At 66.4% G+C, this 20510-nt stretch carries 21 protein-coding genes; 16 read left to right on the forward strand and 5 right to left on the reverse strand.

Features of this window, described 5'->3' with window-relative positions:
• Nucleotides 1-42 precede the first annotated feature (42 nt).
• The 9 genes from ACW5IY_RS06595 (at nt 43) to ACW5IY_RS06635 (ending at nt 5591) form a co-directional block, all read left to right on the forward strand.
• On the forward strand, nt 43-1119 hold the full coding sequence (locus ACW5IY_RS06595; protein ID WP_049433947.1) for an NAD(P)H-dependent flavin oxidoreductase: 1077 nt from the start codon (nt 43-45) through the stop codon (nt 1117-1119).
• Nucleotides 1116-1898, forward strand: a complete 783-nt coding sequence (locus ACW5IY_RS06600; protein ID WP_049433946.1) for an aminotransferase class IV family protein — start codon at nt 1116-1118, stop codon at nt 1896-1898. Before ACW5IY_RS06595 ends, ACW5IY_RS06600 begins: the two co-directional genes overlap by 4 nt.
• Before the next feature lie 129 nt (nt 1899-2027).
• Nucleotides 2028-2288, forward strand: a complete 261-nt coding sequence (gene rpsP, locus ACW5IY_RS06605) for a 30S ribosomal protein S16 (protein ID WP_005415733.1) — start codon at nt 2028-2030, stop codon at nt 2286-2288.
• Between the two features lie 44 nt (nt 2289-2332).
• Nucleotides 2333-2845 carry a ribosome maturation factor RimM gene (rimM, locus tag ACW5IY_RS06610; protein WP_043396669.1) on the forward strand — a complete coding sequence of 171 codons (513 nt, stop codon included), beginning with the start codon at nt 2333-2335 and terminating at the stop codon, nt 2843-2845.
• Between the two features lie 8 nt (nt 2846-2853).
• Nucleotides 2854-3612: a tRNA (guanosine(37)-N1)-methyltransferase TrmD gene (trmD, locus tag ACW5IY_RS06615; protein ID WP_049433945.1), complete on the forward strand. Its 759-nt coding sequence runs from the start codon at nt 2854-2856 to the stop codon at nt 3610-3612.
• A 154-nt stretch (nt 3613-3766) separates the two neighbouring features.
• Nucleotides 3767-4168 (forward strand): 50S ribosomal protein L19, encoded by a 402-nt coding sequence (rplS, locus tag ACW5IY_RS06620; RefSeq protein WP_005408597.1) that lies wholly within the window; start codon nt 3767-3769, stop codon nt 4166-4168.
• A gap of 82 nt (nt 4169-4250) precedes the next feature.
• Nucleotides 4251-4631 carry a DUF6404 family protein gene (locus ACW5IY_RS06625; protein WP_019337559.1) on the forward strand — a complete coding sequence of 127 codons (381 nt, stop codon included), beginning with the start codon at nt 4251-4253 and terminating at the stop codon, nt 4629-4631.
• Nucleotides 4632-4710: 79 nt separating this feature from the next.
• Nucleotides 4711-5145 carry a DUF1801 domain-containing protein gene (locus tag ACW5IY_RS06630; RefSeq protein WP_457327055.1) on the forward strand — a complete coding sequence of 145 codons (435 nt, stop codon included), beginning with the start codon at nt 4711-4713 and terminating at the stop codon, nt 5143-5145.
• A 38-nt stretch (nt 5146-5183) separates the two neighbouring features.
• A complete protein-coding gene (locus tag ACW5IY_RS06635; protein WP_049433943.1) occupies nt 5184-5591 on the forward strand; it encodes a DUF1801 domain-containing protein in 408 nt (135 codons plus the stop codon).
• Between the two features lie 74 nt (nt 5592-5665).
• Here ACW5IY_RS06635 and ACW5IY_RS06640 read toward each other — a convergent pair whose 3' ends face one another.
• The gene (locus tag ACW5IY_RS06640; RefSeq protein ID WP_049433942.1) at nt 5666-7138 is read right to left on the reverse strand and encodes an MATE family efflux transporter; all 1473 of its coding nucleotides are present in this window, start codon (nt 7136-7138) and stop codon (nt 5666-5668) included.
• Between the two features lie 62 nt (nt 7139-7200).
• On the opposite strand from ACW5IY_RS06640, the gene ACW5IY_RS06645 reads away from it, so the two are divergent.
• The 3 genes from ACW5IY_RS06645 (at nt 7201) to ACW5IY_RS06655 (ending at nt 9189) form a co-directional block, all read left to right on the forward strand.
• On the forward strand, nt 7201-7440 hold the full coding sequence (locus tag ACW5IY_RS06645; RefSeq protein ID WP_010483240.1) for a hypothetical protein: 240 nt from the start codon (nt 7201-7203) through the stop codon (nt 7438-7440).
• 9 nt (nt 7441-7449) lie between these two features.
• Complete coding sequence (locus tag ACW5IY_RS06650) at nt 7450-7857, forward strand: RNA-binding S4 domain-containing protein (protein ID WP_049433941.1); 408 nt, start codon at nt 7450-7452, stop codon at nt 7855-7857.
• 141 nt (nt 7858-7998) lie between these two features.
• A complete protein-coding gene (locus tag ACW5IY_RS06655) occupies nt 7999-9189 on the forward strand; it encodes a glycoside hydrolase family 5 protein (RefSeq protein WP_049433940.1) in 1191 nt (396 codons plus the stop codon).
• Between the two features lie 72 nt (nt 9190-9261).
• Here ACW5IY_RS06655 and ACW5IY_RS06660 read toward each other — a convergent pair whose 3' ends face one another.
• The 3 genes from ACW5IY_RS06660 to mutS form a co-directional block, all read right to left on the reverse strand.
• Nucleotides 9262-9864, reverse strand: coding sequence for a DUF937 domain-containing protein (locus tag ACW5IY_RS06660; protein ID WP_049433939.1), 603 nt, complete (start codon nt 9862-9864; stop codon nt 9262-9264).
• 108 nt (nt 9865-9972) lie between these two features.
• On the reverse strand, nt 9973-11616 hold the full coding sequence (locus ACW5IY_RS06665) for a catalase (RefSeq protein ID WP_049433938.1): 1644 nt from the start codon (nt 11614-11616) through the stop codon (nt 9973-9975).
• Nucleotides 11617-11809: 193 nt separating this feature from the next.
• Nucleotides 11810-14365: a DNA mismatch repair protein MutS gene (gene mutS / locus ACW5IY_RS06670; RefSeq protein WP_049433937.1), complete on the reverse strand. Its 2556-nt coding sequence runs from the start codon at nt 14363-14365 to the stop codon at nt 11810-11812.
• Nucleotides 14366-14702: 337 nt separating this feature from the next.
• Between mutS and ACW5IY_RS06675 the strand changes: the two genes are divergently transcribed.
• Nucleotides 14703-15980, forward strand: a complete 1278-nt coding sequence (locus ACW5IY_RS06675) for an O-antigen ligase family protein (RefSeq protein WP_019337565.1) — start codon at nt 14703-14705, stop codon at nt 15978-15980.
• Nucleotides 15980-16972 (forward strand): glycosyltransferase, encoded by a 993-nt coding sequence (locus ACW5IY_RS06680; protein WP_019337566.1) that lies wholly within the window; start codon nt 15980-15982, stop codon nt 16970-16972. The genes ACW5IY_RS06675 and ACW5IY_RS06680 overlap by 1 nt, the downstream gene beginning before the upstream one ends.
• A 30-nt stretch (nt 16973-17002) precedes the next feature.
• Here ACW5IY_RS06680 and ACW5IY_RS06685 read toward each other — a convergent pair whose 3' ends face one another.
• Entirely contained in the window at nt 17003-17395 is a 393-nt protein-coding gene (locus tag ACW5IY_RS06685) for a barstar family protein (RefSeq protein ID WP_049433910.1), read from the reverse strand.
• A gap of 282 nt (nt 17396-17677) precedes the next feature.
• Between ACW5IY_RS06685 and ACW5IY_RS06690 the strand changes: the two genes are divergently transcribed.
• Together ACW5IY_RS06690 and ACW5IY_RS06695 are read left to right on the forward strand one after the other, a co-directional pair.
• Nucleotides 17678-19900: a methyl-accepting chemotaxis protein gene (locus tag ACW5IY_RS06690; protein WP_049433909.1), complete on the forward strand. Its 2223-nt coding sequence runs from the start codon at nt 17678-17680 to the stop codon at nt 19898-19900.
• Nucleotides 19901-20066: 166 nt separating this feature from the next.
• Nucleotides 20067-20435 carry a glycine zipper 2TM domain-containing protein gene (locus ACW5IY_RS06695; RefSeq protein ID WP_032127541.1) on the forward strand — a complete coding sequence of 123 codons (369 nt, stop codon included), beginning with the start codon at nt 20067-20069 and terminating at the stop codon, nt 20433-20435.
• Nucleotides 20436-20510 lie beyond the last annotated feature (75 nt).

Raw genomic sequence — 20510 nt, forward strand, 5'->3', positions numbered from 1 at the left:
CTGGCGTATGCTGGGCGGCGACTTCTCCAACAGGTATGTCGCGTGAACGCATCGCCGATTCTTGAACGCGCCGACACCTTTTGTCGGCGTTTTTCATTGCAGCTTCCGATCCTGTTGGCACCGATGGCCGGTGCCTGCCCGGTGCCGCTGTCGGCTGCGCTGGCCAATGCCGGCAGCATGGGGGCAATGGGCGCGGTGCTGTCGTCATCTGCCGATATCGGTCGTTGGATGGAGGACTTCCGCGCGACCTCCACCGGCCCGGCACAGGTGAACCTGTGGGTGCCTGATCCGGTGCCGACCCGTGACGTAGCCGCCGAGGCCGCCAGCCGCGCCTTCCTGGCGCAGTGGGGCCCGGAAGTGCCGGCCAGCGCCGCCGATGCCACGCCCGCCTACTTCGAAGAACAGTTCGCCGCGCTGCTGGCGGCGCGTCCTGCGGTGGCCTCGACCATCATGGGCGTGCTGCTGCCGCGCCACGTACAGCAGCTGAAGGATGCCGGCATTGCCTGGATCGCCTGTGCGACCACGTTGTCCGAAGCGCGCGCGGCACAGGACGCCGGTGCCGATGCCGTGGTGGCACAGGGCGTGGAAGCGGGTGGGCATCGTGGTTCATTCGATCCGGCGATGGCCGAACGCCAGCTGGTCGGCCTGTTCGCGCTGCTGCCGCGGCTGGCCGATCACCTGCACATTCCGGTGATTGCCGCCGGCGGCATCGCCGATGGCCGTGGTATCGCCGCCGCACTCACCTTGGGGGCCAGCGCCGTGCAGATCGGCACCGCGTTCCTGCGCACGCCGGAAGCAGCGATCGCCTCGGCGTGGGCCGATGGGCTGGCCGCCAGCGAACCGGAAGACACCTGGCCGACCCGCGCCTTCAGCGGTCGTCTGGGCCGTGGTCTGGCGACACCCTACGTGCGCGCCGCCGCCGCAGAAGGCGCCCCGGCGCCGCGTCCGTACCCGGTGCAGCGCGGGCTGACCGCGCCGATGCGCAGGCAGGCCGTGCAGGAAAACCGCCTGGCCGCGATGCAGGCCTGGGCCGGGCAGTCGGCGTGGATGGCGCCGGCACAGCCGGCCGCAGACGTGCTGCGCGGCATGTGGAGCCAGGCGCAGGCACTGCTGCGATGACGCTGACTTGCAACGGCCAGCCGGCACAGGTGGAGGATCTGCTGCCGGCGCTCGTCAACTACGGCCACTTCACCTCGCTGCAGGTGCGCGACCACGCGGTGCAGGGACTGGACCTGCATCTGGCGCGGCTGTCGCATGCCACGCGCGAGCTGTTCGGTAGCGAGCTGGATATGGCGCAGGTGCGGGCTTGGATGGTGCAGGCGCTGCGGCAAGCGGGGCAGGGCGATGCCTCGTTGCGGGTGACGGTGTATTCGCGCCACTTCGATTTCCGCAATCCGCTGGCGGCGGTGCCGGTGGACGTGCTGGTGGCGGTGTCCGCGCCGGTGACGCTGACCGCCTCCAAGCGTGTGCGCAGCGTGGCCTGGCAGCGCGAACTGCCGCAGATCAAACATGTGGGCACCTTCGGCCTGTTCGCCGAGCGCCGCGCGGCGATGGCGGAAGGATTCGACGATGTGCTGTTCGTGACCGCCGATGGCGAAATGAGTGAAGGCAGCACCTGGAACCTGGCCGTGCACGATGGTGAACGGCTGCTCTGGCCGCAGGCGCCTGCCCTGCGCGGCACCGCCGAGGCGCTGCTGAAGCAGTATTGGCCGGGGGCACAGGCTACGCAGCCGTTGCGGCTGGCGGATATGGCTGGCGTGAAGGCCGCTTTTGCCTGCAACGCCAGCGGCCTGTGGGCGCTGGAGGCCATCGACGGGCATGTCCTGCCCGGCTCGCAGGCCTTGGCTGAACAGGGCAGGGCGGTGCTGGCGGCGGTGGCTTGGGACGGTTTGGGGTGAAAAGCCCGCCGGGCATGGCCCGGCACTACCGTGAAGGCTGGTCACCATGGGGTTGGCTCGGCCGGGCTCTGCCGCTATAATCGCCCGCTTACCTCGCCATCCTGGCGACTGGGCAATAGGAAAAACACCATGGTCAAGATTCGACTGACCCGCGGCGGCGCCAAGAAGCGTCCGTTCTACCACATCATCGTCACCGACGTGCGCAGCGCGCGCGACGGCCGCAACATCGAGCGCGTTGGCTTCTACAACCCGGTCGCCCAGGGCGCCGAGAAGCGCATCGAGCTGGACCTGGCCCGCGTTGATCATTGGGTCAAGAACGGCGCGCAGCCGACCGACAAGGTCCGCAACCTGATCAAGGAAGCGACCAAGTCCCAGGCCGCTGCGGCCTGATCCTGACGGGCCACGCTTCGGCGTGGCCCTCTTGGTTGAAGCAGATGAAAGATATCGAGCGCCGCATCCTGCTGGGCAGGGTTGTCGGCGCTTTTGGTGTGCGCGGCGAGATCAAGCTCGAGTCCTGGACCGAGCCACGTTCCGCCATTTTCCGTTACCAGCCGTGGATCGTGCGCAGCCCGTCCGGCGTGGAAACCACGATTCAAGGTGTACGCGGCCGCGACAGCGGCAAGCACCTGGTCGCCCGTTTCCCCGGCGTCGAGGACCGCGATACCGTCGAAGCGATGCACGGCACCGAGATCTACGTGGCCCGCAGTGCATTGCCGCCGCCGAAGCCCGATGAGTATTACTGGGTGGACCTGGAAGGCCTGGATGTGAAGACCACCGAGGGCGTTGCCCTGGGCCAGGTCTCGCACCTGTTCAGCACCGGCGCAAACGATGTGGTGGTGGTCCGTGGTGACCGCGAGCGGATGATTCCGTTCGTGCAGCCGGACTTCGTCAAGTCGGTCGACTTCGAGGCCAACCTGGTCGTGGTCGACTGGGATCCCGAGTTCTGAGTGTGAGCATGCGTTTCGACGTCATCACCCTGTTTCCCGAGTTCCTCGCCCAGTCCGCCGGACTGGGCGTGGTCGGGCGTGCGCAGGAAAAGGGATTGTTCAGCCTGCACGGCTGGAATCCCCGTGATTACGCCGAAGGCAACTACCGCCGGGTGGACGACCGTCCGTTCGGTGGTGGCCCGGGCATGGTGATGCTGATCGAGCCGTTGCAGGCCTGCCTGCAGGCAATCCGCGATGCTGATCCGACCCCAATGCGGGTGATCTACCTCAGCCCGCAGGGTGCGCCGTTGACCCAGGCCAAGGTGCGGGAACTGGCGGCGCTGCCGCGCATGGTCCTGCTCTGCGGCCGCTATGAAGGCATCGACGAGCGTTTCCTGGAGGCCAACGTCGACGAGGAGATTTCCCTCGGCGACTACGTGCTGTCCGGCGGCGAACTGGGTGCGGCGGTGATCATCGACGCCGTGGCCCGCCTGCAGGACGGCGCCCTGAATGACGCTGAATCGGCGGCGCAGGACAGCTTCGAGGGTGACCTCGGCCTGCTCGACTGCCCGCATTACAGCCAGCCGGCCCAGCATCCGCTGGGTGACGTGCCGGATGTGCTGCGCTCGGGCAACCACGCGGCCATCGCGGCCTGGCGCCGCCAGCAGTCGCTGGTCCGTACCGCGCAGCGGCGCCCGGACCTGCTGGATGAACAGGCGTTGGGCAAGGCCGACCGCAAGCTGCTGGAGCAGGGCCGTCAGGCCCAGAAACACAAGGCCAGCCCCTAGCGCAGGGCTGGCTTTATCGGCTATCATGGCTAATTCCCGCCGGCCCCGGTCGGCGCGCGCAGTACCCAAAACAAACGTGCAGCACAGTCCGGTGACTGCATGAGCCTACGTTGTCGATACGACACGCCCACCCGAACAAGAATCGGTGTAACCCATGAGCAAGCTGAACAAGTCCATCGTCGCGGAATTCGAATCCGCCCAGATCACCCGTGAACTGCCGAAGTTCAGCCAGGGCGACACCGTTGTCGTCAACGTGAAGGTGAAGGAAGGCAGCCGCGAACGCGTGCAGGCCTACGAAGGCGTTGTCATCGCCACCAAGAACGCCGGCCTGAACTCCTCGTTCACCGTCCGCAAGATCTCGCACGGCTACGGCGTCGAGCGCGTTTTCCAGACCCACAGCGCCATCATCGACTCGGTCGAAGTGAAGCGTCGTGGTAAGGTCCGCGCCGGCAAGCTGTACTACCTGCGTGGCCTGGAAGGCAAGGCTGCCCGCATCAAGGAAGACCTGGCTGCCGCTGCTGCCGCCAAGGCTGCCCGTCTGGCCGAAAAGGCCTGATAAACAACTTCGGTTGTTGCCGCGACGGCCACCTTCGGGTGGCCGTTTGCGTTTCCGGCATCGCATCGGCCACGATCAGCTGATGAACGACATCAACCCGCGCTATCCCGCCGTGATCCAGTCGGCGTTGCGCTTTCTCGACGGCAAGGGGATGGCGCGCGTGCAGTCCGCGCCGCTGTTGCATCGCCTGCTGTGGCGCATGGGCATTGCCTTGCCGCCGCCGATCCTGGCCGGATTCGCCACCAATGCGCTGGTGCAGGGCCTGCTGTTCGGTCTGTTCTGGACCGCGCTGATGTGGCTGATGCTGTGGCAGGGCAGCGAGCGCCCGCTGGCGCTGTTGCTGGTGGCCGGGCTGTTGGCTGGTGCGCTGTTCGGCGTGGTGATGGCGGCCTTGATGCGCTCGCTGCGCCGCCACCGCAAGCTGCCGGACTGGCGGCAGTTCCGTGCGCGGCAGGCGGACTGAACCGATGGCGCACCGCGCCGTGACCGCACGGTACAGGCCGCGCTAGGCTGCGGTGTCATCCCGATGGACGTGCCGTGCGATGCCCGCCAAGCGAACCGCACCCTCCGCCACACCCACGCTGCTGTCCGGCGGCAACCCGCAGATCGCCAAGGGCGAGGGCAATGCCCCGGTGCAGGCGTACATTGCCGCCATGCCTGGCTGGAAACGTCCGATCGGCGAACAGCTGGATGCGCTGATCGAACAGGCCGTACCCGGCGTGCACAAGGCGGTGAAATGGAACTCGCCGATGTATGCGGTGGCCGCGGGCGAAGGCTGGTTTCTCAGCTTCCATTACTTCACCCGCTACATCAAGGTGGCGTTCTTCCGTGGCGCTGCACTGAAGCCGATGCCACCTGAGCCGTCCAGGAGTGCCGATACGCGCTACCTGCACATCCCGCAGGATGGCGCGCTGGATGAAGCACAGTTCCTTGACTGGGTGCGCCAGGCCGCCGCGTTGCCCGGCGAACACATGTAAGCCCACCGTTCTGATCTGCTTGCCGACGAGAACCGCTGATGGCCACGCACGCGCCGAACCCTGACGATGCCGGAACCCCGGCAGCTGAACTGATCGATGCACGCATCGCCGAGCTGGGCGACTGGCGTGGCGAAGTGCTGGCACGCGTGCGTGCGTTGATCCATGAAGCGCTGCCGGACGTGCAGGAAACCTGGAAGTGGCGCGGTACACCGGTGTGGGAGCACAACGGCATCCTGTGCACCGGCGAGACCTACAAGCAGGCGGTGAAACTGACCTTCGCCAACGGTGCGGCGTTGGCCGATCCGAAAGGCCTGTTCAACGCCAGCCTGGAGGGCAACACGCGGCGCGCGATCGACATCCATGAAGGTGCGATGCCGGATGCCGCTGCGTTCAAGGCGCTGATGCGCGCGGCGGCGACCTACAACGCGGCGAAGAAGAAACGCTGACCGCCTTCTGTAACGCCGAGCCCATGCTCGGCTTGGAGGGCTGCGCCTGTGCGGACCAACGGTCCGCACCCACCTCAGCGCGGCGGAGTGGCATCCAGCGCGGCATCCGGGTCGGCCACCGGCGACGGTGGGCAGGCCGGAATTTCCGACGGCGTGGCCAGTTCTTCGGCGTGCGAAGGCTTGCCCATCATCTTCGCCTTGCGCCAGCCACCCCAGCGGTAATACGCCAGCGACAGCAGCATCGACACCAGCGAACTGACCGGGAAGCTCCACCAGATCGCATCGGCGCCCCAGTACGGCTGCAGCAGCTCGGCGAACGGCACGCGCACGCCCCACAGCGAACCGGCCAGGATCAGCAGCGGCGGAATCACTGCGCCGGTGGAGCGCACCACGCCGGAGATCACGAAGCTGACACCGAAGAACAGGAACGAGCCGATCACCACGTGGTTGAGGTGGCGGGCGATGTCCAGCGCCTGGCTGGCGGGTGGCAGGAACAGGGCCAGCAGCTGGCGGTCGAACAGCACCAGCGGCAGGATCAGCGCGCCGGTCAGCAGGAAATTGAACAGCACGCCCTGGCGCGCGGTGCCGCGCACGCGGTCCCAGCGCTGCGCACCGACGTTCTGTGCGGCCATCGACGAGCACGCGGCGCCGATCGCCATCGCCGGCATCTGCAGGTAGTTCCACAACTGCAGCGCGGCGCCGTAACCCGCGCCGGTGTCGGTGCCGTACTGGTTGACCATGGTCATCAGCAGGATCACCGACAGCGAGATCAGCACCATCTGCAGGCCCATCGGTACGCCCTTGACCACCAGCGCCTTGAGGATGGTCAGGTCGAGCTTGAACAGGCGCATGTCGGCACGGCCCAGCCACAGCGTGTGGCGCTTGTGCCGCATGTACAGCAGCAGGCCTACCAGCGACAGCGTCTGCGCGACCAGCGTGGCCCAGGCCGAGCCGGCAATGCCCAGCGCCGGGAACGGGCCCATGCCGAAGATCAGTACCGGGTTCAGCACGATGTCCAGCGCCACCGAGACCATCAGGAAACGGAACGGCGTGCGCGAGTCACCGGCACCGCGCAGCGCGGCGGTGAGGAAGGCGAACGCATACAGCGTCGGCATCGCCAGGAAGATGATCTGCAGGTAGGCCTCGGCCAGCGGCAGCGAGGCGGCCGGCGTGCCCATCGCCGCCAGCAGCGGATGGGCCATGAACCAGCCGGCGATGGCGATGATTACCGACAGGCCGATGAAGAAGGTGGCGCTGGTGCCGACCACGCGCCGCGCCTGCGCGATGTCGCGCGCGCCGATGGCCTGGCCGATCAGGATGGTCGAGGCCATGCCGAAGCCGAACACCGAGCCGATGAGGAAGAACATGATGTTGTTGGCGTTCGCGGTGGCGGTCAGTGCCGTCTCGCCGAGGAAGCGCCCGACCCAGACCGCATTCACCGAACCGTTCAGCGACTGCGCGATGTTGCCTGCCAGGATCGGCAGGGAAAACAGCAGGAGATTGCGGCCGATCGGGCCGGAGGTCAGGTCAAGCGGCGCTTTGGCCATGGAGTGGTGATCGAATCCCGGGAGGCGCACACTAGCACCAAGCCGGTTTGCAGGATGTGGCAATGCATCAACGACTGCAGATGAAGCGGAGCGTGGCGCTGGCCTTGATCGGCGCCGCACTGGCCGCATGTTCGACAGGTGACCGGCTGGGCGATACCCAGGTGCGGCCAACCGACCGCCCCGAGTGCCTGGTCGGCAGCCAGCGCCAGGATCTTTCCGCCGGCGTACCCACCCTGATCGGGGGCAGCGGTTGCCGCACCGACCCCGACAACCCGCGTCCCCTGAACAAGCGAACGGAGTAGTCCCTGCCGATGACTGAGCTTTCCCCGCTGTCGCCCAGTGTCCGCCTGGACATCTGGTTGTGGGCGGCCCGTTTCTTCAAGACCCGCAGCCTGGCCAAGCAGGCCATCGAAACCGGCAAGGTCAGCGTCGCGGGGCAGCGCCCGAAATCCTCACGCGCGGTGCGTGTGGGTGAGCGGCTGCAGGTCGATCGCGGCGAGGAGCATTTCGAGATCCGGGTGCTCGGCCTGAGCGATCAGCGCGGGCCCGCACCGACGGCGCAGCAACTGTATGCCGAGAGCGAGGCCTCCAAGGCCCGTCGTGCCGAACAGCGTGCGCTGCGCATCGCCGCACGCGATGGGTTCCAACCGCCAGAGCACAAACCGGACAAGCGCGCGCGGCGGTTGATCCGTGCGTTGGGAGACATCGACGCGCTGTGACGCATCCGCCATGCATGGCGGATGCCGTGTGCGCGGGATTCCGTCGGTAGCGCCGGGCCATGCCCGGCGGGTAAGGTTCCGGTCAGCCGTTGTTGGGCAGGCCTCCGGCAGGGTCGGAACATCCTGTCATGGAAGATCGCAATGCGCCTGCGCCACAGCCTGCTGTGCCTGACCCTCGCCGCCGCCCCGGTGTACGCCGCCGACATCAGCTTCTGGGATACTCCGCAACGCGGCGGCAACAGCATGAACATGTCGCCTCCGGACAGGAGCTACTTCGAGGCGCTGCGTGCAACCGGTGCGACCTGGGTACGGCTGGTACCGGACAAGTGGAAGGGGCAGGGAGGGCGTGACTTCCTGATTGGCAACGCCGACGACTACCGTGGCTTGGTTCCGGCCGACCTGGCCACGCTGCGGCGGGTGCTGGATGATGCCGACGCGGCTGGGCTGAAAGTGGTGCTGACTCCTTTGTCGTTGCCGTTGCTGCGCTGGAAGCAGCACAACGGCGACAAGGTCGATCCGCGCCTGTGGCGGTCCTTCGACAATCACGTGCCGGCCCGGCGCTTCTGGAGCGACCTCGCCACGGCATTGAAGGGCCATCCCGCACTGGCTGCCTACAACCTGATCAACGAACCGGTTCCCGAGTATGGTGCTGGCCTGGCCGAACATGCCTCGGCCGCGGCCATGCAGCAGTGGTACGCCGGTGTGGAAGACGGTCCACGTGATCTGCGCCGTTTCTATTCGGAACTGATCGCCAGCATCCGCGAGGTCGATGCGGACATGCCGTTGATGCTGGATGCCGGCTGGTACGCCGCTGCCGATGGTTTCAACTACTGGCCGGCGCCGCTGGCGGATTCGAAACTGCTGTACAGCGTGCACATGTATGAGCCGTATGCCGCAACCAGCGCACCTAACCAGAAGCGCACCACGCCGTATCGCTACCCCGGCGTGGTGCCGTTTGGCGAGCACAGCGAACGCTGGGATGCCGCGCGGGTCCGCAGTTACCTGCAGCAGCCGATGGACTGGGCGAAGTCGCATGGCGTGGGCGCTAACCGCATGGTGGTCAGCGAATTCGGCTGCATGCGGCGCTGGCCCGACTGCCAGCGCTACCTGCGGGACGTGCTGCAGGTGCTGGAGCAGGACAAGGTGCATTGGGCGTTCTACGCCTTCCGCGAGGATGGCTGGGATGGCATGGACTACGAGCTGGGCGACGGGCCGCTGCCGTGGTCGTACTGGCAGGCACAGGAGCAGGGAAAGTCCGTGGCGCCGCCGCGTTCGATGAAGGCACCGGTGTTTGCGCCGATCCTGGAGCGGTTGAAGGCGGGCAACCGGTAAGACGCCGGGCACGGCCCGGCGCTTCCCATGGAGATGCCGATCACGCCGGGCCACGCCCGGCGGCGGCATCGCTCAGCGCTTGCCACCCAGCAGGCTGCCGCCGATCTTGAGCAGATCGCCCACGCCGAGCTGGCCGTCACCGTCCTGGTCCAGCAGGCTGCCGAGCAGGCCACCGGCAAGACCGCCCTGTTGCTGCACCTGCAGCTTTTCCTGGCCAAGGGCCTGGCTGAGCGAGCCGGCATCGGCCTGGCCGCCACCGAGGCGCTGGGCAAGGAAGGCCATCACGATCGGCGCGAGGATCTGCAGCAGCTGGCTGGTGCGGCCGCTGTCGAGCTGGGTGGCCTGGGCCAGGCCGGTTTCCACCTTCTGCTGGCTGCCGCCGAAGATATGGCCGAGGATGCCGGCGCCATCACTGGCAGCACCACCGCCACCGCCGCCCAGCACCGAGCCGAGCACGCTGCCCAGGTCCAGCCCACTATGATTGTTCTGCAAGGCGCCGAGCAGCGCCTGCGCGCCCTGCGGCTGCGAGGCGTTGTTGCCCAGCGCGCCCATCAGCACCGGCAGTGCGGCACTGATCGCACCGGACGCCTGGGTATCGCTGATGCCGAGCTGCTGCGACACCTGCTGCAGCGGCGCGCCCTGCAGTTTGGCGAGAAGTTCATCGGTCAGGCTCATCAGGGGGCTCCTTGATTGGGGTTGGGCGTGCAGACGATACGACGCGGACCGTTAAAACGGCGACGCCGCCCCACAGGGAGGCGGCGTGCCGTACGCGCGGAGGGGCGATCAGAGCTCGATGTCTTCCGCGCCCGGGGTGGCGGCCGGGAAGTCGGTTTCCGGCTGCGCCGGCTTGAACGGATCCGACGGCTGGCTGGCCAGCGCCTTCAGCGCCGCAGCCACACCGGCACCGTAGGCCGGGTCGGCCTTGCTGCAGTTGTCGATGTGGCGCTGCTTGATGAAGTCCGGCGCGTCGCCCAGGGCGCGGGCGGTGTTGGCGAACAGGCGGTCCTTCTGGGCCTGGTTGTAGCTGCGGAACAGCGCGCCGGGCTGGCTGAAGTAGTCCGCGTCGTCCTCGCGGAAGTTCCAGAAGTCGGCATCACCGCGGATCTTCATCGGCGGCTCGCGGTACTCCGGCTGCTCCTGCCACTGGCCGTAGCTGTTCGGCTCGTAGTGCGGCAGGCCACCGTAGTTGCCGTCCACGCGCATCGCACCGTCGCGGTGGTTGCTGTGCACCGGGCAGCGTGCGGCGTTCACCGGAATCTGGTGGTGGTTCACGCCCAGGCGGTAGCGCTGCGCATCGGAGTAGGCAAACAGGCGCGCCTGCAGCATCTTGTCCGGCGACGGGCCGATGCCCGGCACCAGGTTGCTCGGTGCGAATGCCGACTGCTCCACGTCCTGGTACCAGTTGACCGGGTTGCGGTTCAGTTCGAACTGGCCCACTTCGATCAGCGGGTAGTCGCTCTTCGGCCACACCTTGGTCAGGTCGAACGGATGCACGCGGTAGGTTTCCGCATCCAGTTCCGGCATGACCTGGATGAACAGCTTCCACTTCGGGAAGTCACCCTTCTCGATCGCGGCGAACAGGTCGCGGCCGTGGCTTTCGCGGTCATGGCCGACCAGGATCTGCGCCTGCGCGTCGGTCAGCGATTCGATGCCCTGCTGGCTGACGAAGTGGAACTTCACCCAGAAGCGTTCGCTGTCGGCATTGGTGAAGCTGTAGGTGTGCGAGCCGAAGCCGTGCATGTGGCGGAAGCTGCGCGGGATGCCGCGGTCGCTCATCACCACGGTCACCTGCAGCAGGGCTTCGGGCAGCAGCGTCCAGAAATCCCAGTTGTTGCGCGCGCTGCGCAGGTTGGTGTGCGGGTCGCGCTTCACGGCCTTGTTGAGGTCGGCGAACTTGCGCGGGTCGCGCAGGAAGAACACCGGCGTGTTGTTGCCGACCAGGTCCCAGTTGCCTTCTTCGGTGTAGAACTTCAGTGCGAAGCCGCGGATGTCACGCTCGGCGTCGGCGGCGCCACGTTCGCCGGCCACCGTGGTGAAGCGGGCGAACATCTCGGTCTGCTTGCCGACCTTCTCGAACAGCTTGGCGCGGGTGTACTTGCTGATGTCGTGGGTGACGGTGAAGGTACCGAACGCGCCCGAGCCCTTGGCGTGCATGCGGCGCTCGGGAATGATCTCACGGTTGAGGTTGGCCAGCTTCTCCAGCAGCCAGACGTCTTCCATCAGCAGCGGGCCACGCGGGCCCGCGGTCTTGCTGTTCTGGTTGTCCACCACCGGCGCGCCGAAGGCCGTGGTCATCGGCGTGACCGGATCATCGCCATGCTTCTGCTTGGGCGTGGTGCTCAGCTCGCGCTGCTGCTGGGCGCCTTCCTCAGGCGACGGGGCGCTGTGATACGGGCACTTGGCGTTGTTGTTGTCGGACTGGCTCATCGGCTGGCTCCTGGTGGCGGTGAAGACTTGGAAACATCTTCACTCGACTGTAGCTAGGGCCAGATGAAATGAATAATCGAATGATTCGTTCAGGTTGATAGATTCTGTCAATTGAAATGCAGAATCAGATTTGCGGGGCCTTTCGATAGCCCGGGGAAACTCCCCGGGCCCAGGGCCTATCGCGGCGCTGTGGTTACAGCAGCGCCTTCAACCGGTACAGGGCTTCCAGCGCCTGCTTCGGGGTCAGTTCGTCCGGGTCGATCGTCGCCAGCGCTTCCTGTGCCTTGCTGGTCGGCGCGGCGAACAGGCCAAACTGCTGCGGGGCATCCAGTGCCTGCGGCGCCAACTCGGCGGCATGGCTTTCACCGCCACGCTGCTCCAGCTCGGCCAGGCGACGGCGAGCCTGCGCCACGGTCGCGCGCGGCAGGCCGGCCAGCGCGGCCACCTGCAGGCCGAAGCTGCGGTTGGCCGGGCCGTCCTTCACCGCGTGCATGAACACCAGCGCCTCACCGTGCTCGACCGCGTCCAGGTGCACGTTGGCAATGCCGCTGCGGCCGCCTTCGTGCTGCTCATCGGCCAGCGCGGTCAGCTCGAAGTAGTGGGTGGCGAACAGCGTGTAGCAGCGGTTCTGGTAGGCCAGGTGGCGGGCCACCGCGTCGGCCAGTGCCAGGCCATCGTAGGTGGACGTGCCACGGCCGATCTCGTCCATCAGCACCAGCGAATGGGCGGTGGCGTGATGCAGGATGTAGCTGGTCTCGGCCATCTCGACCATGAAGGTCGACTGCCCGCGGGCCAGGTCGTCGCCGGCGCCGATGCGGGTCAGGATGCGGTCGATCGGGCCGATCAGCGCACGGCTGGCCGGCACGAAGCTGCCGATGTGGGCCAGCAGCACGATCAGCGCGTTCTGCCGCATGTAGGTCGATTTACCGCCCATGTTCGGGCCGGTGATGACCAGCATCCGACGGTCCGGATGCAGGTCCAGGTCGTTCGGTTCGAACGGCTGCTCACGTACCGCCTCGACCACCGGGTGGCGGCCGCGTTCGATCTTCAGGCACGGCTCGGCCTGCAGTTCCGGTCGCGCCCAGTCCAGCGCCTGCGCGCGTTCGGCGAAGGCGGCCAGCACGTCCAGTTCGCTGAGTGCGGCAGCACACTGCTTCAGCGGCTCCAGCTGCCCGCCGAGGGTATCCAGCAGCTGCTCGTACAGGTATTTCTCGCGCGACAGCGAACGATCGCGCGCGGACAGCACCTTGTCCTCGAACGCCTTCAGTTCTTCGGTGATGTAGCGCTCGGCATTGGTCAGCGTCTGGCGGCGGGTGTAGTGCACCGGCGCGCGGTCGGACTGGCCCTTGCTGATTTCGATGTAGTAGCCATGCACGCGGTTGTAGCCGACCTTCAGGGTGGGAATGCCGCTGCTTTCGCGCTCGCGCTGTTCCAGGTCGACCAGGAACTGGTCGGCGTGGGTGGACAGGCGGCGCAGTTCGTCCAGCTCTTCATCGAAGCCATCGGCCAGCACGCCGCCGTCGCTCAACTTCAGCGGCGGCATCTCGGCGATGGCGCTGGCCAGCAGCTGCGCGCACTCGTCGTGTTCGCCCAGCGCCGCATGCAGGGCCTGCAGGCGTGGTGAGTCCAGCGGGGCCAGCACGTCGCGCACCGCCGGCAGCAGGCCCAGGCCGTCGCGCAGGGTGGAAAAATCGCGCGGGCGCGCCGAGCGCAGCGCCACGCGGGTGAGGATGCGTTCCAGGTCGCCAAGGCGGCGGAACTGCTCGCGGATGTCGGCGTCGCTGCCGCGATCGATCAGGGTTTCCACCGCATGGTGGCGCTGTACCAGCACCTCGCGCAGGCGCAGCGGACGATGCAGCCAGCGCCGCAGCAGGCGACCGCCCATTGGCGTCACCGTGCTGTCGAGCACACCCAGCAGCGTATTGCGGGTGTCGCCATCAACACGCGTATCCAGTTCCAGATGGCGGCGTGTAGCGGCGTTCATCGCGATCGCCTCGCCGGCGGTTTCCATCGCGATCGAGGTCAGGTGCGGCAGGCGCTGCTTCTGGGTTTCCTCGACATAGCCAAGCAGGGCACCGGCCGCAGCGGTGGCGCGCGGCTTGTCATCGATGCCGAAACCGCTCAGATCATGCAGTTTGAAGAAGTTCAGCAGCTGGCGGCGGCCACTGTCGGCATCGAACAGCCACGGCGCGCGGCGACGCACGCCGGTACGCTGGCGCAGGAACTCCGGCCAGTTTTCTTCGTCGGGTACCAGCAGCTCGGCCGGCTCCAGCCGTGCCAGTTCGGCTTCCAGGGCGTCGTCGGTTTCCACTTCGTTGACCAGGAAGCGGCCGCCAGCCAGGTCGGCCCAGGCCAGGCCGTAGCCCTGCTTGCTGCGCGACAGGGCCATCAGCAGGGTGTCGCGGCGTTCATCCAGCAGCGCCTCGTCGGTGACGGTGCCGGGGGTGACGATGCGCACTACCTTGCGTTCGACCAGGCCCTTGGCCAGCGCCGGGTCGCCGATCTGTTCGCAGATCGCCACCGACTCGCCCAGTGCCACCAGCCGCGCCAGGTAGCCTTCATAGGCATGTACCGGCACGCCGGCCATCGGGATCGGTGCGCCCCCGGAGCTGCCGCGCTGGGTCAGGGTGATGTCGAGCAGGCGCGCCGCCTTGCGGGCGTCGTCATAGAACAGTTCGTAGAAGTCGCCCATGCGGAAGAACAGCAGCAGGTCCGGGTAATCGGACTTGGCCGCGAAGAACTGCTTCATCAGCGGGGTGTGGTCCTTGGACGCCTTGGCGTTGCTGGTGTTGTCTTTTGTATCAGTCACTTGGGGCGTTTCGCGTCTTGGCAGGGCGTCGGGGCGTGGCCACGCGCAGGCATGGCCGGAGAGATCGTTAGTGTAGCGACCTGGGGCGGTCGATGATCCCCGGCACCCGCGCTGGGCCCGAGGCTGTCCGTGCGCCAACGCCTGCGCCCCGGCGCGGGCACTTTGGTTGATTTCCCCAGGGGCCCACGGTAGTGTCAGCCCCGGCGATTTCCGCCAAGCGGCCTCCATGGAAACCGGGGCGACTCATCCCGGGCGGGCGTTGATGGAAAGAACAAGCATGACTGCAGCCTGCATGGCCGCCGAACCTCGTTACACCTGGCGTACCGTCCTGCTGAGCATCCTGGTCGCCATCGTTCCGCTTGCCGGCTCCGCACCCTACACCTTGCTGAAGGCGGTGCTGCTGCTGGCCCTGCTGGTCACCGGCGTGGTTCTGATCCGCCGCCAGCCCGATGTCCGCCTGCGCTACCGCATCGCCCGGTTCATCGTGATCGTCTGCTTCCTGCGCCTGGCCTATGCCTTCTACAGCATCCTCTGGCACGGGCTGCGCTGGAACGAACTGGACCTGCCGGCACAGACACTGCTCTATCTGGGCACCGCTGCCGTGTTCGCCACTGCGCTGGACTGGCGCCTGATCTGGAAGATCTTCGCCCTGTCCACCCTGGTCTTCGGCGGGTCGTGCATCGTGCAGCACCACGTGATGGGCCTTGAACGCGCGCATGGTTTCAGTGGCGGCGAATGGACGGCCATCGAGTTCACCATGGTGACGCTGTGCATGGCGCTGTTCTCGGTCATCCGGTTGATCCAGCCCAATGTCCATCCGGCCGAACGCTGGCTGCACGGCGTGGCCATCGCCGTCGGCGTCTATGGTTCGATCCTGGCGCAGAGCCGCGGGCCGATCCTGGCGTTCATTCCCGCCATGCTGATGGTGATTGCGGTGCACGTCCGGCGCACCCGGCGCTGGCGGGGGGCACTGGCCTTTGTCGGTGCCCTGGTCATTGGCGTGGTCGGCGCCACCTCGGTGCTGAACCATGAGGTGATCCAGCGCTTCGGTGAAGTCAGTGGCGAGATCTCCGGTTTCAACCAGGAAAACGAGGTCGGCTCGGTCCGCGAGCGCATCGCCATGTGGGGCGTGGCGGTCGACGCCTTCGCCGAGCATCCCGTGGCGGGGGTGGGCCTGAACCAGTTCGGTACCTATGCACGTGAGGGCATCGCCCGCGGCGAGGTGTCCGAGTCGATCTTCCGCTACAACCACCCGCACAACGAGTACCTGGAAGCGGCGGTGACCGGTGGCGTGCCGTTGCTGCTGATCATGCTGCTGGTCTTCATCCTGCCCGGCATCCATTTCGTGCGACGTCTCGGCCACGCCGACGACATCACCGCGATGATCGCCACCGCCGGACTTGCCGTGGTCATCGTCTATGCGCTTTCGGCGTTCACGGACAACGTGTTCTACCGGGCGATGCCGCATTCGTTCTATTTCTACCTGGTGCTGGGTTTCATGCTGGCGACCGCCTTGCCGGCGCGTGACCTGCGCCGGCAAGGGAGTCCCTCCTGATGGCGCATATCCATCTGCTGGCTGCCGACAACCAGCGTGGCCTGTCCCATGACATCCAGGTGATCGAGCGCTCGTTGCAGCAGCTCGGGCACACGGTGACGGTCAGCCGCCTGGACGCGGTGCGCAATGGTGGTGCCTGGAAACTCCGCGGCATGCGCCTGCGCAGGCTGCTGGCCTCGTGGCTGAGCCTGGGGCGCACGCCGGCCCGGTTCGACATCAACATCTCGCTGGAACATGTCCGGCCGGCGAGCTTCGGACTGGCCAACGTCAATCTGTTGATCCCGAATCCGGAATGGGTGTCCGCACGCAGCCTGCGGATCCTGCCGCGGTTCGATGCGTTGCTGACCAAGACCGAAGAAGCCACGCGCATCTTCAACGCGCTGGGCATGCGCGCACTGGAGGTCGGTTTCTGCAGCCGTGACCGCTACGACCCGGCGGTGCCGCGCAGGCCGCGCAGCTTCCTGCATGCGGCCGGTACCAGCCGCATGAAGGGGACGGCTGCACTCGTCAATGTCTGGAAACGGCACCCCGAATGGCCTTTGCTGACCATCCTGCGCGGCGGCCCTTCGGACGAAGATGAGGGCGGTGCCGCGAACCTGAGGATCGTCCGCGAGCGGCTGCTCGACCAGGAGGTGCAGCGCCTGCAGAACGAACATGCGTTCCACCTGTGCCTGTCGCAGACCGAAGGCTGGGGCCATTACCTGGTGGAAGCGATGAGCTGCGGGGCGGTGGTGATCACCTGCGACGGCGCGCCGATGAATCAGATGATCGACGACAGCCGAGGCATCCTGGTTGCCGCGCACGAGGGCGAGCCCTGCCATCTGTCCAGGACCTGGCATGTGGATGAGAAGGCGCTGGAACAGGCCGTCGAGCGCGCGCTGGCGATGGATGAGTCCGAGTGGACCCGGCTGGGCGCCAATGCACGCGCATGGCACCTGGCCAGCGAGGTGGCGTTCCCGCGCCGTCTGGGCGAGGCCCTGGCCAAGCTCTGAGCGGATGTGGGGCTGGTCGCTGCAGCCCGCTCAGCCAGGCACCAGGGTGATCTGCGGATGGCTGCCGAAGATCTCCATGACGATCTCGAAGTAGGTCTGTCCCTGGCCAAGCGCCAGTGCCGTCAACTGAGCGTGGATGGCCGGACCGTTGAACCTGCCGCCCTGAGCGAGTTTCGACTGCAGCCAGGTGCGCGTGGCCTCGCGGCCCAGTGCATCGCGGCTGTGGGCGATGTCACGCCACACCACCGTGGCGGTGGCATGGCCTGCGAGAGCGCCGTAGCCGCCGTGAAGCAGGTCATCAAGCGCGTCCAGGCTTGCGCCCAGCTGCCAGTCTTCGTCGGCCATGAACACACGATTGATTTCCACGTAGAGGCTGGCGATGTCGTTGATGGACGTGCCTTCGATGTGCAGGATCCGTGTCATCTGCAGACTGTAGCCCTCCCGGGCGGCAGTTGTGTCCGGTGCAGATAATCCAGGACCGCTTTGGATGGGGCTGGCGTGATTATGGTGTTAAATCTGCGTGATTTTCATCGGGCGCTGGCGTGTCAGCGGTATTCGATAATGATATAGCGCCATTATCTGCCGCCTTGTTTTCTGACTGCCTGCACAGTTCCATATATTTGGATCGGTCCATATATAAAGTCCCGTAAAGTTTCCCTTCGCTGCGCCGCCATCGAACGTACGGCCACGATCAAGGGAATTGAGATGCTTGCCTTACGTAATCTCCGTGTGGGATCCCGGCTTGGCGCCGGCTTCGGTCTGCTGCTGCTGTTCATCATGGCCATCGTTGGCCTGGTGTTGTATGGAAATCAGCTGAAATCCGCTCAGTTCGAGAAAGTGGTGGACGTCAACATGGTGAAGATGCGTTTGTTGAATGACATGCTTGATACCAACAACGCGGTGCTGATGCATCGCCGCCTGATGGTGATCAAGCGGGGGGATGAGTTCGACAAGGATTACCAGCGTGCCCAGGAGTTGTCGCGGACCTATGACGGTATCTGGGCCAGGTACATCAAGATTCCGCGTGACGCTACCGGCGATACCCTGGTCGCGCGCATCGAGGCGGCCCGCAAGGCTACCGATGCATCAACCCAGCAACTGCATGAGCGCATGAAGGCGGGGGATTTTGATGGTGCAGCGAAGGAGCTGCTGGCCGAGCACGGTCTGGCTACGGCCTGGAATGAATCCATCTCGGCCCTGCTGCGCCACCAGGAAACACTGACCGAACGCAGCCGCGAAGAGTACCGCGCAACCGAATCGTGGACCGGCACGCTGTCGATCGCGTTCGGGGCACTGAGCCTGCTGCTGGGCACGTTGGCGGCCTGGGCGATCACCCGCAGCCTGACCCGTCCGCTGGAAGGCGCGGTGAAGCTGGCCGACGGCATTGCCAGTGGCCGCCTGGACAGCAGCATCGACGCCACCGGCAACGACGAGGTGACCCAGCTGCTGAAGTCGATGCAGCGCATGCAGGCACAGCTGCAGTCGGTGATGGCGGCGCAGGGCGAGCTGGCACGCCAGCACGATGCCGGCAGCCTCAGCTACCGCATGGACGAGAGCGCATTCCCCGGCGACTACGGGCGCATGGTGCATGAGACCAATGCGCTGGTTGGATCGCACGTGCAGGTACAGAACCGGCTGATCGAGGTGATGAAGCACTACGCACGCGGCGATCTGTCGGTGGACATGGACCCGCTGCCCGGCGAGAAGGCGGCGATCACCCAGGCGATGGATGAAACCAAGTCCAGCCTGTCGGCGATCAACAGCGAGATCCGCCGGCTGGCGACGGCGGCCGCGGCAGGCGACTTCAGCCTGCGCGGTGATGAAGATCGCTTCGCCTACGATTTCCGCGACATGGTGGCAGGGCTCAATCGCCTGATGCAGACCACCGACGAGAACCTGGTGCAGGTCTCGACCCTGCTGCAGGCCGTCTCGCGCGGCGACCTGACCGTGCGCATGCAGGGGGATTTCCACGGCGTGTTCGCGCGCATGCGTGATGACTGCAATGCCACCGTCGATCAGCTCAAGCAGATCGTGGGCCGTATCCAGGCCAGTGCTTCCAGCATCAACCTGGCAGCGGGCGAGATCGCCTCGGGCAACACCGACCTGTCGCGGCGTACCGAACAGCAGGCGGCGAACCTGGAAGAAACGGCAGCGTCGATGGAGGAACTGACCTCTACCGTGAAGCAGAACGCCGAGCACGCACGCCAGGCCAACCAGCTGGCCATCGGCGCGCATGGTGTTGCCTCGCAGGGCGGCGAGGTTGTCGGCCAGGTGGTCACCACGATGTCGGCCATCGAAGCCGCGTCGAAGAAGATCGCCGAGATCATCTCGGTCATCGATGGCATCGCCTTCCAGACTAATATCCTCGCGTTGAACGCGGCGGTCGAAGCTGCGCGTGCTGGTGAGCAGGGCAGAGGCTTTGCAGTGGTGGCCAGCGAAGTGCGTACGCTGGCGCAGCGCTCGGCGGGCGCGGCCAAGGAGATCAAGGGCCTGATCGAGGATTCGGTCGGCAAGGTCGCCGACGGCTCGGCGCTGGTCCGCCAGGCCGGCACCACGATGGGCGAGATCGTGGCTTCGGTGCAGCGCGTGACCGACATCATGGCCGATATCTCTGCTGCCTCCCAGGAGCAGAGCTCGGGCATCGAACAGGTCAACCAGGCGGTGGTGCAGATGGATGAGACCACCCAGCAGAATGCCGCGCTGGTCGAAGAAGCCAGTGCCGCAGCGCGCTCGATGGAGGAGCAGGCGAACCTGCTGGCCGAAGCCGTGTCGGTGTTCCGCACGGGGGCGGTGACCGCCGCCGCCGCAGTACGCCCGGCGCTGGCAGCCGTGGCGGCATCGGTTGCGCCGGTACGCCGGCCTGCGGTGCTGTCGCCGCGGCTTGAGCCGACGCTGGCCGCAAATGCGGGTGGTTGGGAAGAGTTCTAGCAGAGGGCAATGCCGGCAGGGAGACGGCGCCCATCGCGACGGCTGGTCGCGATGGGCGCGGATTTTCTTCCTGAACGTGCGATGGCCGATGAAGTGGCGGACACGCGCATTTCACTTCCGGTTGCCAACCGCGGGAGGACACTGGTGCCATACCGGAACTCAGGAGATGGCCATGAAGACCTCGACCCGATTGCTTGTGCTGGGCACCCTGCTGGCGGCTTCGTCGGTGGCCGGCGCGCAGACCTATGGGCCGCGCGATGAGGGACGCAAGTTCAACGACGGCAGCCGCGTGGTCTGCAAGAACGTGGAAGTGCAGCGCAACTCGCGCGATCCCAACCGCATCACGGGTACCGCTACCGGCGCAGTGATCGGTGGCCTGCTCGGCAACCAGGTCGGCGGCGGTAACGGCAAGAAGCTTGCAACCGTGGCCGGCGCCGTGGCCGGTGGTGCGGCCGGCCGCCAGATTCAGGGCAACAGCCAGCAGAAGAACGGCGACCGCGTGGTTGAACGCCGCTGCGAGCGCGTCTACCGCTGATCGGTCGCAGCCGGACCCCGTTTCCCCTTCCACACCGCAGTACTCGAACGCCGGCCCCGCGCCGGCGTTCGTCGT

Source organism: Stenotrophomonas sp. C-A, assembly GCF_054030835.1.

Coding starts and splice junctions, on each gene's coding strand:
- ACW5IY_RS06600 (WP_049433946.1), top strand. CDS start 1,116: ATGACGCTGACTTGCAACGGCCAGCCGGCACAGGTGGAGGATCTGCTG.
- rpsP (WP_005415733.1), top strand. CDS start 2,028: ATGGTCAAGATTCGACTGACCCGCGGCGGCGCCAAGAAGCGTCCGTTC.
- rimM (WP_043396669.1), top strand. CDS start 2,333: ATGAAAGATATCGAGCGCCGCATCCTGCTGGGCAGGGTTGTCGGCGCT.
- trmD (WP_049433945.1), top strand. CDS start 2,854: ATGCGTTTCGACGTCATCACCCTGTTTCCCGAGTTCCTCGCCCAGTCC.
- rplS (WP_005408597.1), top strand. CDS start 3,767: ATGAGCAAGCTGAACAAGTCCATCGTCGCGGAATTCGAATCCGCCCAG.
- ACW5IY_RS06625 (WP_019337559.1), top strand. CDS start 4,251: ATGAACGACATCAACCCGCGCTATCCCGCCGTGATCCAGTCGGCGTTG.
- ACW5IY_RS06630 (WP_457327055.1), top strand. CDS start 4,711: ATGCCCGCCAAGCGAACCGCACCCTCCGCCACACCCACGCTGCTGTCC.
- ACW5IY_RS06635 (WP_049433943.1), top strand. CDS start 5,184: ATGGCCACGCACGCGCCGAACCCTGACGATGCCGGAACCCCGGCAGCT.
- ACW5IY_RS06640 (WP_049433942.1), bottom strand. CDS start 7,138: ATGGCCAAAGCGCCGCTTGACCTGACCTCCGGCCCGATCGGCCGCAAT.
- ACW5IY_RS06645 (WP_010483240.1), top strand. CDS start 7,201: ATGCATCAACGACTGCAGATGAAGCGGAGCGTGGCGCTGGCCTTGATC.
- ACW5IY_RS06650 (WP_049433941.1), top strand. CDS start 7,450: ATGACTGAGCTTTCCCCGCTGTCGCCCAGTGTCCGCCTGGACATCTGG.
- ACW5IY_RS06655 (WP_049433940.1), top strand. CDS start 7,999: ATGCGCCTGCGCCACAGCCTGCTGTGCCTGACCCTCGCCGCCGCCCCG.
- ACW5IY_RS06660 (WP_049433939.1), bottom strand. CDS start 9,864: ATGAGCCTGACCGATGAACTTCTCGCCAAACTGCAGGGCGCGCCGCTG.
- ACW5IY_RS06665 (WP_049433938.1), bottom strand. CDS start 11,616: ATGAGCCAGTCCGACAACAACAACGCCAAGTGCCCGTATCACAGCGCC.
- mutS (WP_049433937.1), bottom strand. CDS start 14,365: ATGAAGCAGTTCTTCGCGGCCAAGTCCGATTACCCGGACCTGCTGCTG.
- ACW5IY_RS06675 (WP_019337565.1), top strand. CDS start 14,703: ATGACTGCAGCCTGCATGGCCGCCGAACCTCGTTACACCTGGCGTACC.
- ACW5IY_RS06680 (WP_019337566.1), top strand. CDS start 15,980: ATGGCGCATATCCATCTGCTGGCTGCCGACAACCAGCGTGGCCTGTCC.
- ACW5IY_RS06685 (WP_049433910.1), bottom strand. CDS start 17,395: ATGACACGGATCCTGCACATCGAAGGCACGTCCATCAACGACATCGCC.
- ACW5IY_RS06690 (WP_049433909.1), top strand. CDS start 17,678: ATGCTTGCCTTACGTAATCTCCGTGTGGGATCCCGGCTTGGCGCCGGC.
- ACW5IY_RS06695 (WP_032127541.1), top strand. CDS start 20,067: ATGGCCATGAAGACCTCGACCCGATTGCTTGTGCTGGGCACCCTGCTG.